The organism is Psychrobacter sp. CX5, from assembly GCF_057621535.2.
In genome coordinates this window covers 455420-472147 of record NZ_CM177735.1, presented here as the reverse complement: position 1 = coordinate 472147, position 16728 = coordinate 455420, and the positions used below count along the sequence as shown (strand labels likewise).

Sequence of the window (16728 nt, the reverse complement as noted above, 5' to 3'; positions counted from 1 at the left end):
TAGTATAGGGTCAAGACTCGCTTACTATAATAGGCGTTTATTTTGCCAAAAAAAAGACTGCCAAGGCAGTCTTTAAATGTGTACTAAGTCGATAAAAAACTTAAATCTTCTTCCGGACGGACTGTAAACACTTCACAGCCATTATCAGTCACCATTAAGGTATGCTCCCACTGTGCCGATAGCTTACGATCTTTTGTGATGGCAGTCCACTGATCAGGTAAGATTTTAGTTTTCCAAGTACCTTGATTGATCATAGGCTCAATGGTAAAGGTCATACCCGACTTAAGCTCTATACCAGTACCCTTGCGTCCATAGTGTAATACTTGTGGCTCATGATGGAAGGTATTACTTATGCCATGTCCACAAAATTCACGAACGATGCTAAAGCGCTCTGGCTCAACCACTTCTTGAATGGCAGCACCAATATCGCCTAGGTGCGCCCCATTTTTGACCACTTTCATACCAGCGTATAAGGCTTTTTGAGCCACATCACAAATACGCTGCGCCATAATTGAGCCTTCACCAATGATCCACATTTTAGAGGTATCACCATAATAGCCGTCTTTAATCACTGTCACATCAATGTTAATAATATCGCCATCTTTTAAGATTTTATTTTCAGATGGAATACCATGACAGACCACATGATTTACCGAGGTACAAATAGATTTAGGAAAGGGGGGTTGTCCATAGTTTAATGGGGCGGGGATAGCGCCGTGATCTAACGTAAACTCATGAGCAATTTGGTTAAGCGTTTCTGTACTGATGCCTTCTTTAACATGGTCATCAAGCATTACCAATAGATCGCTGGCAAGTTTTCCGGCGACACGCATTTTTTCAATGGCCTCTGGGGCCAGTATTAAGTCATTAGTATTCGTCATAAGATATTATTTTATAAGTTAATATTGATAGGTTCAGGGTTAACAAACAAGGGCCTGATACCGTCTGTTTGAATGAATATAGTTAGTAAAGAGCAAGCGTTTAAAAGATTGAGTTAATAGTCGATTAGTATAACATACGCTTCGCTTACTTTTATTTATGGCTATGTTACCGCCTTGTATTTATTATCAATTTATTCTAACGTATGTCAGATTATTTTAAGCATTTTCAAGGAGTTTAATCGAAAATCGATAGCCTTATAAATACTTCACCTCAGGCTTTAATTATGGTAAAATATGTGCCTTATTTTGTTTCTATAACATTCTGTGTAATTAGTGCTTGATTTATGGCGTATTTTTAATAAATCACACTTATAAAAGTAACACATAAGAATCAAAGTAAATATTAACTTAGTTTTTAAACCCATCTTTAACCAATGACACACACATTGCGTCTAAAAATTGCTGGGTGTCCGTCGGCTTGACTAATTTGTTGTCTCAGATTTAGCCTTAACGAGTTTTAATCGTTGTTTAGGCTTTTGAAATAAAGCAAATGCGTGTCGATGGATCGGTAATTTTTGCAGTGTGGAGGCATAACCCAACTTTCAAAGGAAATTTACATGTCAAACAGTCCAACTAAAATGCCAATGCGCGACCTTCTACAAGCTGGCGCTCACTTTGGTCACCAAACCCGTTTTTGGAACCCAAAAATGAACCAATACATTTTTGGCGCCCGTAATAAAATCCATATCATCAACCTTGAGCACACTGTAAAAGCGTTCAACGAAGCGTTAACTTACGTAAACGGCCTAGCCGCTAAAGGCAACAAAGTATTATTTGTTGGTACTAAGCGTGCGGCAAGCGAAGTCATTCGTGAACAAGCGCTACGTGCTGGTCAGCCATACGTTGATCACCGCTGGTTAGGTGGTATGTTGACAAACTGGAAAACACTACGCCAGTCAATCAACCGCTTAAAAGAGCTAGAAAAACAAGCTGAAGACGGTACTTTCGCTAAGCTGACTAAGCGTGAAGCTTTAGAACGTACACGTGCTATGGAAAAGCTTGAGCGCTCTTTAGGTGGTATTAAAAACATGGGTGGCTTACCTGACGCTATCTTTGTAGTGGACGTTGACCACGAAGCGATTGCTATTAAAGAAGCTAAAAACTTAGGTATCCCAGTGATCGGTATCGTTGATACCAACTCAAACCCAGATAATGTTGATTACGTTATCCCCGCTAATGATGATGCTATTCGTGCCGTAACTTTATACGTAACCCGTATGGCAGATGCCATTATCGCGGGTAAAGAATACGCGAAAACTCAAGCGGGTGGCGCGGCTGCTCCAGCTGAAGAAACGCCTGCTACCCAAGACGCTCCTGTTGCGGAAGCTCAAACTGCTGAAACGCAAACAGAAGAAGCGGCTGCCCCTGAAGCACCAGCTGATTCAGCTGAGTAATTAAAGTATTGAATAGTTAAAAGTTATGTGACGTTCCTGAATTAGGTATTTATTTATAGTCATGATTGTTTATATTGAAATAGACTACTTACCTAATTTCACGCGTATTACTTGACTCATAGCGGCATGATGTGGAATCCCTCGTCATGCCCTTGTCATTTTATATCCTTACACTGTTCCATATCTAAATTCTATATCCCATAACAACTCAAATAGAGGAAAAAAAATGTCTAAGATTTCTGCAAAATTAGTAAAAGAACTTCGTGACCGTACTGGCCTTGGTATGATGGAATGTAAAAAAGCATTAGAAGAAACCGCTGGCGATGTAGAAACTGCCATTGATAACCTTCGCAAATCAGGTCAAGCTAAAGCCGCTAAGAAAGCAGGTAATATCGCTGCTGATGGTGCCATTATCATCGCTCAAGAAGGCAATAAAGCCATTCTTTTAGAAGTGAACTGCCAAACTGATTTCGTTGCTAAAGACGACAACTTCACCGCATTTGCTAATAAAGTAGCTGAGCTTGCGCTTGCGAACAACGAAACGGATCCTGCCAACATTGCTGAGCTTGACTATGGTAATGGTCAAACGGTTGAAGAAGCACGTGTATCTTTGGTTCAAAAAATCGGTGAAAACATTCAAGTCCGTCGTGCAAAAATCGTTGAAGGCGACAATCTATCATCTTACCGTCATGGTCTACGTATCGGTGTTGTGGTTTCAACGGAAGGCGGCAACGATGACAGTGGTAAGAACTTAGCAATGCATATCGCAGCGTTCAATCCAGTAGCTGTGAATGACACAGATGTACCAGCCGATATCCTAGCTCGTGAAAAAGATATCGCTGAAGCAAAAGCACGTGAGTCTGGCAAGCCTGACAACATCATTGAAAAAATGATTGAAGGTAGCTTACGTAAATACTTAGACGAAGTGGTATTGGTTCGTCAAGCTTACGTCATGGATAACGACCAAAAAGTGGGTGATGCAATGAAAGCTGACGGCGTTACGGTTAAAGAATTCGTTCGCTTTGAAGTAGGCGAAGGTATCGAGAAAAAACAAGAAGACTTCGCTGCTGAAGTCGCTGCTGCTCAAGCGGCTGCTTCAAAGTAATTGATTAATGTTTAACTCTTAATACTAATTCTAAGCGCTCAATACACTGTTATTTAAGTTATTTAAGTTATTTAAGTTATTTAAGTTATTTAAGTTATTTAAGTTATTTAAGTTATTTAAGTGTTTAGAGCTTTAGACTTTTAAGCGGTTAAAGCCAATCATTAAAAGCCCATCGTTAAATCATTAACGTTGGGCTTTTTGATGTCTTTAATTTGGCTATTTGTTTATTTAGCTATTAATTTATTGAAACGAGACTTAACTTATACACTTAGCCTGTATTACGCAGCCCTGCGGCCAAGGCATTAATACTGCGAATGAGTGGGTCTGTAACATTGATATCGTTATCTTTATTAATAGAATGATCATTATCAGGACGATCACTAATAACAGTACTGTCACGGTTAACCACATTTTCAGAAGCGGTAGCATTATGATGTCGCAGCCGCTTCAACAGCTCAATTTGAATATAGTTAATAGGATCTAAGTAGCCATTTCGCCACTCAAGTGATTCCGCTAAGTCTTGCTGATTGGACAATAAAGTCTGTTGCTCCAGCAATGAATTCAGACCATCGTGGGTTAATTGATGCTCTTTTAAAACAGCGTGCATAATCTTGTCGCGTAAGCTGTCATCATCGCACAAGAAACTATAGGCTTTTGCGATACTCATCTCTGACTTGGTAAATGACATCTCGATATTACTAATAAAAGCCCGGAAAAATGGCCAATGGGCGTTCATTTCTTTCATCATTGCCTCATCCTCTTTGACACTGCTCAGCGCACTACCGACGCCATACCAAGCAGGTAAGGTAAAGCGAGCGAGTGACCAGCCAAATACCCAAGGGATGGCGCGGATGGTGGATTTACTCGGCAGACCTTTTTTGCGATGAGAAGGACGTGAGCCAATATTGAGTAAAGATATTTCTTGCACTGGTGTTGCTTCAGAATAAAACTGGTAAAAGCCTGGCGTATGGTCTGTCAGCGCTCGGTATTGTGTTTCTCCTGCCTCAGCAAGCTTAGCAAATAATTCCTCATACTTTGTTAGCGCATCAGGCTGTTTAACAAATCTTGATGAACTGGCTTTTAATGCACCGGTAATGCCCATGGTCAGCTCATAGACGGCGGTGTCAGGATTGGCATACTTGGCGTACAGCACTTCACCTTGTTCGGTAAACTTGATTTGACCATCAAGCGTACCTGCTGGCTGCGCTGCAATGGATTGATGGGTTGGACCACCACCACGACTGACAGAGCCACCACGGCCATGGAACAAGCGGGTTTTGATGCCATACTTTTTCGCTATGCCAGCAATGGTCTGTTGAGCCTTATAGAGCTGCCAAGCTGAGGTGATAATACCGCCATCTTTTGAGGAGTCGGAATACCCAAGCATAATCTCTTGCAGGTTTCCAGAGTGCGCAAGCATGTCTCTATAGAGCGGGTTGTCTAATACAGTAGGGAGGGTTTTATTGATATTTTTTAGATCTTCAATGGTCTCAAATAAAGGTGCTATCGGTAAAGCTGAGGTTAGATAACCCTCGTCACTAATACCGGATAGACCTGAGAAGCGCATCAGCAATAGGACTTCTAACAGCTGACTGGCATTGTTGGTCATGGAGATAACATAGCTACCAAATGTGTCTTCGCCGATAAGCTTTCGCAGTGTCGCTACGGAGTTCATTAATGCAAGCTGTTCACGTGCTTGATCGCTTAGATTGTCGACATAGATCAGCGGTGTCCCAGTTTTTTGTAGCAGCAGCGTTAGCCAGTGCTGGCGTTCACTTTCATTAAGTGATTTATAATCAGGTAAGTTTGGCGCATTAGCGAAAATCTCAGCAACGACATCACCGTGATACTCGGAATCTTGACGGATATCTAGGGAGGCCAAATGGAAGCCACACGTTTTTACTAAACGTATGGCGTCTAGGAGCAATCCATTAGCATGGGCACTGTCATGTTTTTCAACACTTTGTCGAATGATGCGTAAATCTTCTAGCAGCTGCTTCGGTGACTGGTAAGCAAATGGTTGTGCGTCAGTATCTGAGCCTTTACTTTGGATAAAGTCATTGGTTGCTTTGGTCTTGGCTAGAATAATTGACAATAATCTGCGATAAGGCTCGTTATTATAATCATTAGGATTGTAGTAGAATACTTTTTTATCAAGCTCACTATACTCTTCTATTTTTTGGTAGACTTCAGAAGATATATCGATAATAGTATTACTATGGATCAGCTCACGACGTAGCTTCTTGATCATAACTTGATAATGGCGTAATACCGTATCGGCATGCATGAGAACTGCCATTTCAGTGGTCTCATGCGTGACAAAGGGGTTGCCATCTCTATCACCGCCGATCCAAGAACCAAAGGTCAAAAAAGTAGGTAGCGGATAGTCGCTTAACTCGGGATAGATATGATCAATGGCTTTTTTAAGATTGCGATAAACCTGTGGAATGGCAGTAAATAAGCTGGCATTAAAATAATGCAGACCATTATTAATTTCATCAAATACCAAAGGTTTGCGGGTGCGTATTTCATCCGATGACCATAACAGATCTATAGTTTGTGCCGTTTTTTGTTTGGCTTGCTCGTAGGCGACACTGTCTTCTGGCAGCTGCTTTAGATCATAGGTATATTTATACAGGGTTTGCAGGATATTCATGGTGGTGCGTCGACGCGCTTCTGTCGGATGGGCAGTAAATACCGGTATGAACTTAAGCTGATCTATCAGCTCTTTTATTTGTTCAGGGCTGACGTTGCGCTCACGGCACTCTTGTAAGGTATTACGAAATGAGCCTTCCCAGTATAGTTTTGACTGCTCTCGTAAAACACGGCGCTGATCACGTAAGTAGTTTTCTTCTGTGAGGTTAGCTAAAAAGAAATAGATAGAGAACGCACGAATGACATTCTTCAAAGTTTGGTTGTCCAGCGAGGCGATAAGATCTATCAGTTGTTGCTTATTTTGTTCATTAGGATCGCGTCGTTCTTGTATAAACCCCTGACGCAAGGTTTCAATAGTACGTAACGTTTCCACCCCAGATTGGCGAGAAATGGTCTCTCCCAACAATGAGCCTAATAGTCTAATCTTTGCACGTAAAACATCATTTTTTGGCATAATCGGCTTCCTTGACATCTCTTTAGCTGTTTTGAAAATCAAATCTATCATTTAAAAACCTGTATGGAAATAATACACTAACACATGAACAATTAATGGTCTAAATTTGCACTGATTAACCAAAAGGGCAGTCCGATAAAATAGGGCAGTCTAATAAAGAAAGCCTTTATTTATTTCAACCAATTAAAAAGCTAAGTTCTCTATAGCCTCTTATTAAAAGCGCTAGGTCGTCATATGATAAAAATTAAGGACAACGCCCAATTACCTGCGATAGGGCTGATTATTGGGTGTATTATTTTTGGGCTAGGAAGTCTTATTGTCGCCCATGTGGATGTCGGCGGCTATGCTATGTCATTTTGGCGACTGGCGATATCAGGTATTGTGTTTACCGTATTGGCAATGATTTTTAATCAACGCATGCCAAAGGCAGAGACGCACAAAAAGTCTCAAAAAGCCTTGTTTTATGCGCTACTGTCTGGTGCATTTTTAGGAATAGATTTGGCATTATGGCATGAAAGTATTTATGCAGTAGGGCCAGGTATTTCGACGTTGCTCAATAGTTTGCAGATATTTTTCTTAGCAGCGTTGGGTTTTTTGATGTTCAAAGAGCGTCAAACCATCTTGCAACTTATCAGCCTGGTCATTGCTTTACTAGGCGTGGTATTCATTGCCAGCCCCGAGTTTGCCAATAACAACCATGCGGCTTACGGATTTGTTACGGGCATCGTATCCGCCAGTATGTTGGCGGCCTCAATGACTTTTATTCGCTTGACCCACCAAACCGTTGCCACGCCGATTTTTATTCTAATGCGGCGTATTAGTATTGGCGGTAGTCTTGCGATGTTGATACCCATGCTGATATTTGATGGTGGAAAAATACTACCCAACTCGTTAAGTGAACTTGGCTGGATTATTATATATGGTACGGTGATGCAGTGTTTAGCATGGGGACTAATCGCTTATTCGATTCCGAAGTTGTCTTTAGCGTTAACGGGATTACTGCTGTTAAGTGAGCCGGTCGCCGCTTTAGTAATCGATTACTTTTGGCTAGATAAACCCATCAATACGCTACAATGGACAGGCGCAGCTTTGACTATGTTTGCCATATATTTAGGGTCGCTCAAACCAAAACCGCTGAATCAAACGGCTAAACTGCGCCGCTATCGTTTCTTTGCCCGTTTTTACCGTCGTCGTTAGCGTGCTATGTGGAAATAAATAAAGCCCATTTCAATCAAAATGGGCTTTGTTATTTAGACCCAAAACTTTAATTTGAAACAACGCCCAGAATTAGAGTTTCGATGTTAAGTTTAAGAAACGAGTTTATTACTAGCGATCTCACGATTAAACAGCAGATTTAGAACAATAGCCGCAAGCGTTGCGGTTCCGATACCGCCTAAGTCAAAGCCGCCGATATGTAGACTGAAATTACCCGCCCCCATTATGACAGTAACGGCAGCGATGATGAGATTGCTATTTTTACTAAAGTCAATTTTATTGTCGATCCAGATTTTAACCCCAGCAATGGCAATTAATCCAAATACCACGATAGACGCGCCCCCCAATAAGGCTGCTGGAATACTTTGAATCACTGCCCCAAACTTAGGCGATAGACCAAGGAATATAGCCACCACACCTGCCATAACAAAGATAGTAGTACTGTAGATTTTGGTGACGGCCATTACCCCAATATTTTCAGCATAGGTAGTGACGCCCGTACCGCCAAAACCAGCTGAAAATGTGGTGGCGACACCGTCAGCAAAGAAGGAGCGACCAATATAAGGGGTGACATGAGATTTAGTCATTCCTTCAACGGCTTTGAAGTGGCCTAAGTTTTCAGCGATTAAGATAAAGGCAATGGGCGCAATTAAAATAATAGCATCTAAGCTAAATTCTGGCGTGTGCGTCGTAGGCAAGCCAAACCAAGCCGCTTGTTGTACGGTAGTGAAGTCAATAGGTGTGCCGTAACCCATTATATTTGCGACCATGTAGTAAATAATGTAAGACAGCAAAAGGCCGACAAGTAACAGCAGACGGCGCAGCATACCTCGGGTAAAGATAGCCACACTACTGATCAGCACCACGGTTAAAGTGGCCATCCACGCATCAAATTGGTCAGCAGATATGCCTTGTACCGTAACAGGGGCTAAGTTTAAACCGATTATCATCACGATTGCACCGGTAACAATAGGTGGCATCAGCTTTTCTATCCAATCAGTACCGACTTTCATCACCAAAAGCCCTACCAAAGCGTAAAGCATACCGCACACCATAATAGCGCCAAGAGCAACATTTAAGTTGGTGTTTGGGCCACTGCCTGCATAGGCCGTGACTGCGATTACTGGACCGATGAACGCAAAGCTAGAGCCAAGATAGCTTGGCATACGACCGCCCGTTATTACAAAGAACAGTATGGTACAGATGCCTGACATCAAAATTGCTAAGTTAACATCAAACCCCATCAACAACGGGGCTAACACCGTCGCGCCAAACATCGCAAAGGTATGTTGAATCCCTAGCATGACACTTTTGACAGGCGGTAAATATTCATTGATAGCGACTGGATGGCGATCTAAATCACCCTGAAAAGGCTTCCAGTTTGGAAACCACTTTCCATTACTAAAGTCTGGGTTATACTCATATAAAGGGAGGGGTTCTTTTGCAGAGGGGGTATCGGTATTGTGAGGGTCCATATACTGTCCTTAAGTGTAGGGAGTGAAATATAGTCAGAACATAATAAAATTATTATATGACTATCAGTGAGAGTGGATACCCTCGTTCATGGTATAACTTATTCAAACGTATTATAGACGAATTTATCCGTTTATATGAAGACCGTTGTTAGCTTAACCTGAAAATGTGTCAGTCATAAAATTTATGCTGTGTTTAACCTGACTCGATCTAACTCAAACTAACCTAGTCATATTCAACTGGAGTTACGTGAAGCGTGTAACGTGCTTTAAACCAATGTGAAACCCACGACTTAAAATCAACTGTCATGCAGGCGTGTTATAATTTTTAATCATATTATTCTATACAGACCCAAACATCTCGCTAATATTTATTGAGGATTTATTGAGGGTTTATTGAGATTTATTGGGCCTAGACACCATTAAGAGTACTCCTATGATCAGACACCATGGTCGTACCACGGCGATAGACCACCACGCCGACCTACAGGTTTTAAAGCGTATACGCCAGTTTTTATTGCCAAAAGATTTCACGGTTTCAGAAGACTTATTGAATGAAATGGCTCAAGGGTACGATAGGGGAGACCCTGTTGCAGACAGACTGCTTGCCGCCAATTATAAGTTTGCCAAACCGCTGCAAGCTCATATTATGTCCGAGCACTCACTAGCAGATACTACCAAACCCTTATCAGCGTCATTCAAGACTGAATCTGACATTGTTATAAATGGCGAGGTGATAGACGACAATGCTTTAAACGGCAATGCGTTAGACGATAATGCCAATTATCAACAGCTTGTCGAGCAGTTCTCCTCCCACCCTGAGTGGTTTGATGCAGATTTGGCAGAAATTGGTGCGATTGCTTACCGCCGCTATCCATTGATGCTGATTTGGTTACTTCGAAATGTGGCCTTAATGGCAGGGTATAGTATCCCTGCGTTATCGCTCCCTTTAACCCAGACTGGTGCATTGGTTCACGATGCACTACCTAGGCTGATGCGAACCTATTCTTATATTTTAGCAGTCTCAGAGCATCCTCAGATTAATGGGGCAGATAGTGTGCTAGCGATAGGCAGTGAAGGGTGGCGACAAAGTATTAGCGTCCGCCAGATACATGCCATCGTCCGTCAAAAGCTGCTCAAGCAAGGCTGGGATACTGCCTATTGGGGCACACCAATCAATCAAACTGACATGGTCGCCACCCATTTACAGTTCTCTTTACTAATTATGCGAGGGTTAAGGCTGCTGGGTGCTAGAATTACTCAACAAGAAGCCAAAGGTATCCTGCACTTATGGCATTTAGCCAGTTGGTGGATGGGTATTGATTTAAAGCGGCTGCCCGACACTGAAACCCAGTGCTGGGAGTGGATCTATACTTATTTGGCCACGCAGCATTTAGACTTTGAGGTCGGTAAACCGTTAGCAGATGCGCTGCACAGGTTGCCATCAGAGATTATGGGCGAGGACAATAAAAAAGGCAGATTTGTTGAATTGGTCAATGCCAGTGTCACAAGGACGTTAGTTGGTGATGATATTGGCGATGGACTTGGGCTGCCTAAGTCCAAATTGCGTCATGGGGTATTGGTGAGTGTGCCGATCTTATTTGGTATTGATACATTAAGACGTCATAATGCAAAAGCGGCCATCAAGCTTGAAGCGTTTAGAGCGAAACGTCAAAATAATATGAATTGGTGGTTAAGAGAACACGATAGCTACTATCGTAAATAGCAGACATTACTCATTTGCATAACCCCTGCATTACACCTAAATTCCCCTTGTATGACAGCTACATTACATCAAAGAGGATAACCACAATCTTAGTCTTAAAGACCATTGGGGTTGAATACCTGTTAATCCTTGGGTCATTTCACCCTTTTTTAAGATGACGTATGACGGCGTCACTTGTCCTTGCCAATGACGAAACAGCTCACCGGATTGATCATTGATCGTGGTGAAAGTATACTGATGCTCGGACAAATATCGATGAAGCTCATCATTACTACCCGATTGGATGGCAATGGTGACAATCGGATAATGACCAGACTGTGCCAGCGTATTGATCATAGGTGAGGTCACTTTGCAAACCCCGCACCATGTTCCCCAGAAATAGACCAATACTGGGGAGCGCTGACTCAACTTATCGATATCGACAGGTTGTCCTTGATAGTCTTTAAGCTGTAGGGTAGGGCTGGCGGGCATCACCGGTTGACGCCACCAGTTTATCACCGTATAAATAACCAAAAATAAAACCAGATACTTAAAGACTGAGCCTAACCAAGTCCATGCCCATGCCCATGCCTTTTTTGAGGTTGCAAGCTTTGACGTAGAATTGGGCATAGAATTAGGTTTAGAATTAGGTTTAGAATTAGACTCAAGTTTTTCAACATCACGGTGTGACATAAAATTCAACTATAATATTACATAGGTTTGGTCGCTCTATCATGTAGAGGCACCCCATCTCTCACACTATGAGAGTTGTCTTTAAGCTCTTTTGGCGTACTGTGTTTAACCGACTGTTTGGCTTTTTTCTTCCACTTTAAGGTGAAGATATCCTCACGACGGTCTTTAAGATTATTCACTGAGCCCTCATTGCGCACATGTATTAACTTGTCTAAATCCAAGTCCGAGAAGAACACCATCTCCGTATTGGCAGTGGTTTCAGCCATAATGGCATCATGGGGAAACGCAAAGTCAGAAGGGGAGAATACGGACGATTGGGCGTACTGAATATCTAAGCTTTCTACTTGCGGTAAGTTGCCGACTGAACCACAAATCATGACATAGCACTCGTTTTCAATGGCGCGTGCTTGGGCGCAATGGCGCACGCGTAAGTAGCCATTTTTGGTATCTGTCCAGAAAGGCACGAACAAGATGTCCATGTCTTCTAGCGCTAATAGACGCGCAAGCTCAGGGAATTCAACATCATAGCAAATTAATATACCAATTCGTCCCGCATCGGTATCAAACACCTGTACCTTATTACCGCCTTCAATCACCCATGCACTGCGCTCATGAGGGGTAATATGAATTTTGCGCTGCTCTTCAACGGTGCCATCTCGTCGGCAAAGATAGCTAACGTTATACAATATTTCTTCTTCTTCATCAAATAACGGCATAGATCCGGCAATCACATTGACGTTATAACTGACCGCAAGGTTCGAGATTTCATTTTTAAACCATTCGGTGTAGTCCGCTAAGAAGCGAATGGCAATATTTTGATCAGTTGACTCACACAGACCCATTAATGGCGCGTTAAAAAACTCAGGCAGGCAGGCAAAGTCAGCATTATAATCCGCCATAACATCGACGAAGAATTCGACTTGCTGTAGTAGCTCTTCAGGCGACTCGACCTCGCGCATCTGCCATTGGATACCACCAATACGCACATCGGTTTTACGGGCATTAGGTTTGTAGTCTTGTGGCTCATAATAGATATTTGCCCACTCAAGCAGGGTAGCAAAGCCTTTAGACTGTTTGTCATCAGGTAGGTAGCCGGTCAAAATACGTTTAACGATAAACCCATTGGATAACTGAAAAGACAAAGTAGGATCATAGATTTCACGGGCCTCAACAGCATCGATATATTCGCCGGGCGTCAAGTCCTGATGGTTATAGTATTTAGGGATACGACCACCGGCCAAGATAGCCCGAAAGTTCATTTGGCGGCACAGCTCTTTTCGCGCATCATATAGGCGGCGTCCCAATCGATAGCCTCTATAATCAGGATCTATGAGCGCATCAATACCATATAACGCATCGCCTTCTGGGTCATCTTTGATGATTTCGCTTTGACCGAGTAGGTCATCATAAGTGTGTGGATTTGAAAAGCGTTGATAATTGACCCGCATGGTCAGCACCATACCAATCAGCTTATCGTGGTCAAACAGAGCGATTTGTCCTTCAGGAAAAGAGTCAATTAACGTATTTACGGTGTTTTTTGACCACGCCCCGCCCAAGTTTGCGTACACACGATCCATTAACTGCTTTAGTTGGGGATAGTCTTTTTTTCTAATCTCTGCAATTTTTAAATGAAAGTCTTCGATTTTATCTGTCATATAGTTACCTTTTAATTTGTCTGATGTCACTTAAGCTGCTTTTTTTTCACAAGGTTATTTTTATTAATAAGTTTAGTTTTTCCTAAATTGAATTACTTTTAAACTGATTTACACAAGGTATGGACGGTTACAAGCGTTAAACTATGTAATACAAAGTTACTAAATTTATGCTAGATTGGTAAGACGAATTAGTAAATTCATACTTTGCCTTATCAGTCGTCTACAAATTCACATAAATTACGACCTGTTTTAAGGATTATAACAATGCCTCTATACGAGCATTCCACCGTTGAAACCTTAAGTAAAATCGATGATGATGATTTTATGAGGTTAGTTTATGTGAGTAGTTTAACCTTCAAAAGTCGTATAGATACTAAGATATTTGCACTGGTTGAACAACAAGCACGTCGATACAATCATCAAAATGCGGTAACCGGTATTCTTTGTTATGGTAATGGTCACTTTTTACAATGTATAGAAGGCAAGAAGAAGGTATTGATTCCTTTATTAAGTAATATCTTTGAGGACAAACGTCACAAGCACATTAAGGTAATAATGGTGCAACCAATTAAAGTGCCAAAGTTTGATAATTGGGCATTTCGGATGTTATTCCTTGAGCGCTGGTTATGGTCGCCGACCACCAAAAAGCAAGCCAATAGTCTATCTGAGTTTCTTCCCTTTAAGCCTAATTCATGGAGCCCTGAATATACGGAGAAATTTCTAAACGCAGTGCAAAAAATTGAGACACCACCGTATATCAGAAAATCAGGCATTACTTTAAATGCGATGGGTAATATGATTCAACACGTAGTCGGCCCCCATCAGACCTTTTTATTAGTTCAAGGAATATTAGGAATATTTGTACTATTAGCGCTCGTATATTTACTTCCTATCATTTTTTAAGCCACTCATTTTAGACTGAACGGTTTATTTTTCCTAATCACTTATGTTCTATTTACTTTCTTAGAATGTAACCGTAGTAGCCAATCTCGCTTTACACTTGTATCTGCCAATTTGAGCGAGACGTTGGCTACACCTTGGGGTGTCGCTTGCTTCGCGTCGCCACCCCAAGCCTAGCCACGCCATTCGCTCAACTTAGCAGGATACCGCTGCAATCGAGGCTAAACCGCTCTTTCTTTTCACTATCAGTGTGCTCTCAAGTCAATTGACGACAGGTCAGATCATCTGACAAAAATGCTTAGGTACCTAGGTCTTATTTGAATAGAATAAGCACTTTTAAAATGAGCACTTTTAAAATGAGCACTTTTATAATGAGCACTTTTATAATGACACGGCTTTTTCTAAAGTGTTCTAAAGGAGCTTAAGTCTACCTTAAGTCTGAAAGGCTAAAAGAGACGTCGCTTAAAGATCAAAGATTTTACCACGGTTCATAATTGCATTCGGATCAAACACTTTTTTAAGCTGTTTTAAGTACTCAATCTCAGTCTCGCTACGGGTGTATTGTAAATAGGGCTTTTTGGTCATACCCACCCCATGCTCAGCCGACACCGAGCCGCCGTATTTCTGTACCGTGGCAAACACTAAGTCATTAACGCTTTGGCACTTCTCAAAAAACTCATCTTTCGATAGGTTAGCAGGCTTCAAAATATTGAGGTGCAAATTACCATCACCAATATGACCAAACCAACAAATCTCGAAGTCAGGATAGTGGCTATTGACCACCGCCTCAATGTCTTTTATAAACTCAGGCACGTAGCTGATTAATACCGATACGTCATTTTTATAAGGGGTGAACACGGAAATCGTTTCTGAGATGTATTCGCGTAGCTTCCAAAGCTCAGTGGCTTGAGCAATGCTTTGGCTCATCACCCCGTCCACTATCCAGCCGTTGTCCATACACTGCTCGAACATCGCCATCGCTTTGTCCATAATAGGCTCATATGGAGCTTCAAACTCAAGTAGTGCATAGTATTTAGTCCGCGCCTCAAAAGGCTGCTGTACATGACCCGTGGCCATGAGCTTTTCAATGGCTACCTCATCAAAGAACTCGAATGCCGTCAGATCGATTTGGGATTGAAACGCCGATAGGACATTCATCACATGCTCAAACTCATCCATACCGAATACCATCACCGTTAAGTCTTGTGGCGCACGTTCAAGCTTAATTTGTGCTTTGGTAACGATGCCAAGCGTACCTTCAGCGCCAATAAACAAATGGCGTAGATCATAGCCTGTGGCATTTTTGATCATGCCTCGGTTGAGCTCCAGTATATCGCCTCTACCGGTGACGACGGTTAAGCCCAATACCCAGTTACGGGTCATGCCATATCGAATGACTTTAATACCGCCAGCATTGGTACCGATATTACCACCAATTTGACTTGAGCCTGCAGAAGCAAAGTCAACGGGGTAGTATAAACCTTGTTTTTCAGCAAACTGTTGCAGTTGTTCAGTGACGACGCCAGCTTCGATGTCAACCAGTCTATCAGCAGGATAAAACGTGCCAATCTTATTCATTTTATCTAGGCTAACGACGATTTCCCCATTACTGGCGACAGCACCGGCAGATAGACCAGTACGGCCACCGCTTGGTGTAACTACAATGTTATGTTCATTGGCAAGCTTGATAATGGCCTGAACTTGCTCGGTTGATTTCGGGAACACAATAGCACTAGGCGCTGGCGCAAAGTGTTTGGTCCAGTCTTTGCCCCAATGCGCTAAGCTTTCTGAGTCTGTTTTGATTTGCGTACTATCGAATTGATGCTCAGAGGTTAGGGTGTTGAGTAACGTGTTCAATGCCGCCGGATCTGTCGGCATATCAGCAAGCTTTGGGCTATCAACCTCAGATTGATGAGCGCCATGTGTCCGTTCATGAGCAGTCGCATCAGTAGTTTCAGCCGCGTTAGGGTTCATTTCTGTCATATCGGTCTCTGGATAAGTTAGGTGTACAATGGGGTAAAAAGGGTATTGTATTGCAAAGTGTACTAAGAAATGTTATTAGTCAGATGTTTAAGCCAGTTGATCTATGATAAACGTTCGTCAATATATCTTCAAAGTAAGCGGCTACTAGTTATCAGCTAGAAAAAATCGTCAGTTAAAAAATCGTTAAGTTAAAAAGTCGTCAGGTTGAATAAAAGCTCTTAAGCTAAAAAAAGCGACGTTGAACTAATACCATAACTTTATTTTTGCCAATATAGTCTTAATTGGCAAGGATTTATTCGTAATTTGATCTGACAAGTGCGAACAATATGTTATAAGATAGTCATATTATGACACACCGATAATAGGGAATGTAAGAACCTTTATTCACAACCTATCATTGGCTCTTTTTGCCTAAAATAAGTCACTACTTCGTTAAAATTTGGATTAAATAGAAAGACTATTTAACCAAATGATTCCTCGTATTGACTCATTTTATGCTAAAAATACCATAACTGTAGCTTATGAATACAGGTTCTAATTCAGATTCTACTGTTAC

11 protein-coding genes are annotated in these 16728 nt (G+C 41.8%); 5 read left to right on the top strand and 6 right to left on the bottom strand.

Annotated elements, in window-relative coordinates:
• Nucleotides 1-83: 83 nt before the first annotated feature.
• Nucleotides 84-881 (bottom strand): type I methionyl aminopeptidase, encoded by a 798-nt coding sequence (map, locus tag AC21OG_RS01760; protein WP_487377585.1) that lies wholly within the window; start codon nucleotides 879-881, stop codon nucleotides 84-86.
• A 617-nt stretch (nucleotides 882-1498) separates the two neighbouring features.
• On the opposite strand from map, the gene rpsB reads away from it, so the two are divergent.
• Entirely contained in the window at nucleotides 1499-2335 is an 837-nt protein-coding gene (gene rpsB, locus AC21OG_RS01755) for a 30S ribosomal protein S2 (RefSeq protein ID WP_486547346.1), read from the top strand.
• Between the two features lie 226 nt (nucleotides 2336-2561).
• Nucleotides 2562-3440 carry a translation elongation factor Ts gene (gene tsf, locus AC21OG_RS01750; protein ID WP_486547345.1) on the top strand — a complete coding sequence of 293 codons (879 nt, stop codon included), beginning with the start codon at nucleotides 2562-2564 and terminating at the stop codon, nucleotides 3438-3440.
• A gap of 268 nt (nucleotides 3441-3708) precedes the next feature.
• On the opposite strand, the gene ppc is transcribed toward tsf, so the two are convergent.
• Nucleotides 3709-6549: a phosphoenolpyruvate carboxylase gene (gene ppc, locus AC21OG_RS01745; RefSeq protein WP_487377583.1), complete on the bottom strand. Its 2841-nt coding sequence runs from the start codon at nucleotides 6547-6549 to the stop codon at nucleotides 3709-3711.
• Nucleotides 6550-6783: 234 nt separating this feature from the next.
• Here ppc and AC21OG_RS01740 point away from each other — a divergent pair, with 234 nt between their 5' ends.
• Nucleotides 6784-7746 (top strand): DMT family transporter, encoded by a 963-nt coding sequence (locus AC21OG_RS01740; protein ID WP_487377582.1) that lies wholly within the window; start codon nucleotides 6784-6786, stop codon nucleotides 7744-7746.
• A 110-nt stretch (nucleotides 7747-7856) separates the two neighbouring features.
• Here AC21OG_RS01740 and AC21OG_RS01735 read toward each other — a convergent pair whose 3' ends face one another.
• Nucleotides 7857-9239, bottom strand: a complete 1383-nt coding sequence (locus tag AC21OG_RS01735; protein WP_487377580.1) for a solute carrier family 23 protein — start codon at nucleotides 9237-9239, stop codon at nucleotides 7857-7859.
• A gap of 433 nt (nucleotides 9240-9672) precedes the next feature.
• Between AC21OG_RS01735 and AC21OG_RS01730 the strand changes: the two genes are divergently transcribed.
• Nucleotides 9673-10962, top strand: coding sequence for an oxygenase MpaB family protein (locus AC21OG_RS01730; RefSeq protein WP_487377578.1), 1290 nt, complete (start codon nucleotides 9673-9675; stop codon nucleotides 10960-10962).
• A 63-nt stretch (nucleotides 10963-11025) separates the two neighbouring features.
• Here AC21OG_RS01730 and AC21OG_RS01725 read toward each other — a convergent pair whose 3' ends face one another.
• Nucleotides 11026-11634 carry a protein disulfide oxidoreductase gene (locus tag AC21OG_RS01725; protein ID WP_487377577.1) on the bottom strand — a complete coding sequence of 203 codons (609 nt, stop codon included), beginning with the start codon at nucleotides 11632-11634 and terminating at the stop codon, nucleotides 11026-11028.
• Nucleotides 11635-11651: 17 nt separating this feature from the next.
• Nucleotides 11652-13289, bottom strand: coding sequence for a GNAT family N-acetyltransferase (locus tag AC21OG_RS01720; RefSeq protein WP_486547339.1), 1638 nt, complete (start codon nucleotides 13287-13289; stop codon nucleotides 11652-11654).
• A gap of 264 nt (nucleotides 13290-13553) precedes the next feature.
• On the opposite strand from AC21OG_RS01720, the gene AC21OG_RS01715 reads away from it, so the two are divergent.
• Complete coding sequence (locus tag AC21OG_RS01715; RefSeq protein ID WP_487377575.1) at nucleotides 13554-14192, top strand: BLUF domain-containing protein; 639 nt, start codon at nucleotides 13554-13556, stop codon at nucleotides 14190-14192.
• A 459-nt stretch (nucleotides 14193-14651) separates the two neighbouring features.
• Here the strand turns inward: AC21OG_RS01715 and AC21OG_RS01710 are convergent, their stop codons facing one another.
• The gene (locus AC21OG_RS01710; protein ID WP_487377619.1) at nucleotides 14652-16067 is read right to left on the bottom strand and encodes a D-2-hydroxyglutarate dehydrogenase; all 1416 of its coding nucleotides are present in this window, start codon (nucleotides 16065-16067) and stop codon (nucleotides 14652-14654) included.
• Between the last annotated feature and the right edge of the window lie 661 nt (nucleotides 16068-16728).

Excerpts from the sequence above, each read along its gene's own strand:
- map (WP_487377585.1), bottom strand. The coding sequence starts at position 881 with ATGACGAATACTAATGACTTAATACTGGCCCCAGAGGCCATTGAAAAA.
- rpsB (WP_486547346.1), top strand. The coding sequence starts at position 1,499 with ATGTCAAACAGTCCAACTAAAATGCCAATGCGCGACCTTCTACAAGCT.
- tsf (WP_486547345.1), top strand. The coding sequence starts at position 2,562 with ATGTCTAAGATTTCTGCAAAATTAGTAAAAGAACTTCGTGACCGTACT.
- ppc (WP_487377583.1), bottom strand. The coding sequence starts at position 6,549 with ATGCCAAAAAATGATGTTTTACGTGCAAAGATTAGACTATTAGGCTCA.
- AC21OG_RS01740 (WP_487377582.1), top strand. The coding sequence starts at position 6,784 with ATGATAAAAATTAAGGACAACGCCCAATTACCTGCGATAGGGCTGATT.
- AC21OG_RS01735 (WP_487377580.1), bottom strand. The coding sequence starts at position 9,239 with ATGGACCCTCACAATACCGATACCCCCTCTGCAAAAGAACCCCTCCCT.
- AC21OG_RS01730 (WP_487377578.1), top strand. The coding sequence starts at position 9,673 with ATGATCAGACACCATGGTCGTACCACGGCGATAGACCACCACGCCGAC.
- AC21OG_RS01725 (WP_487377577.1), bottom strand. The coding sequence starts at position 11,634 with ATGTCACACCGTGATGTTGAAAAACTTGAGTCTAATTCTAAACCTAAT.
- AC21OG_RS01720 (WP_486547339.1), bottom strand. The coding sequence starts at position 13,289 with ATGACAGATAAAATCGAAGACTTTCATTTAAAAATTGCAGAGATTAGA.
- AC21OG_RS01715 (WP_487377575.1), top strand. The coding sequence starts at position 13,554 with ATGCCTCTATACGAGCATTCCACCGTTGAAACCTTAAGTAAAATCGAT.
- AC21OG_RS01710 (WP_487377619.1), bottom strand. The coding sequence starts at position 16,067 with ATGCCGACAGATCCGGCGGCATTGAACACGTTACTCAACACCCTAACC.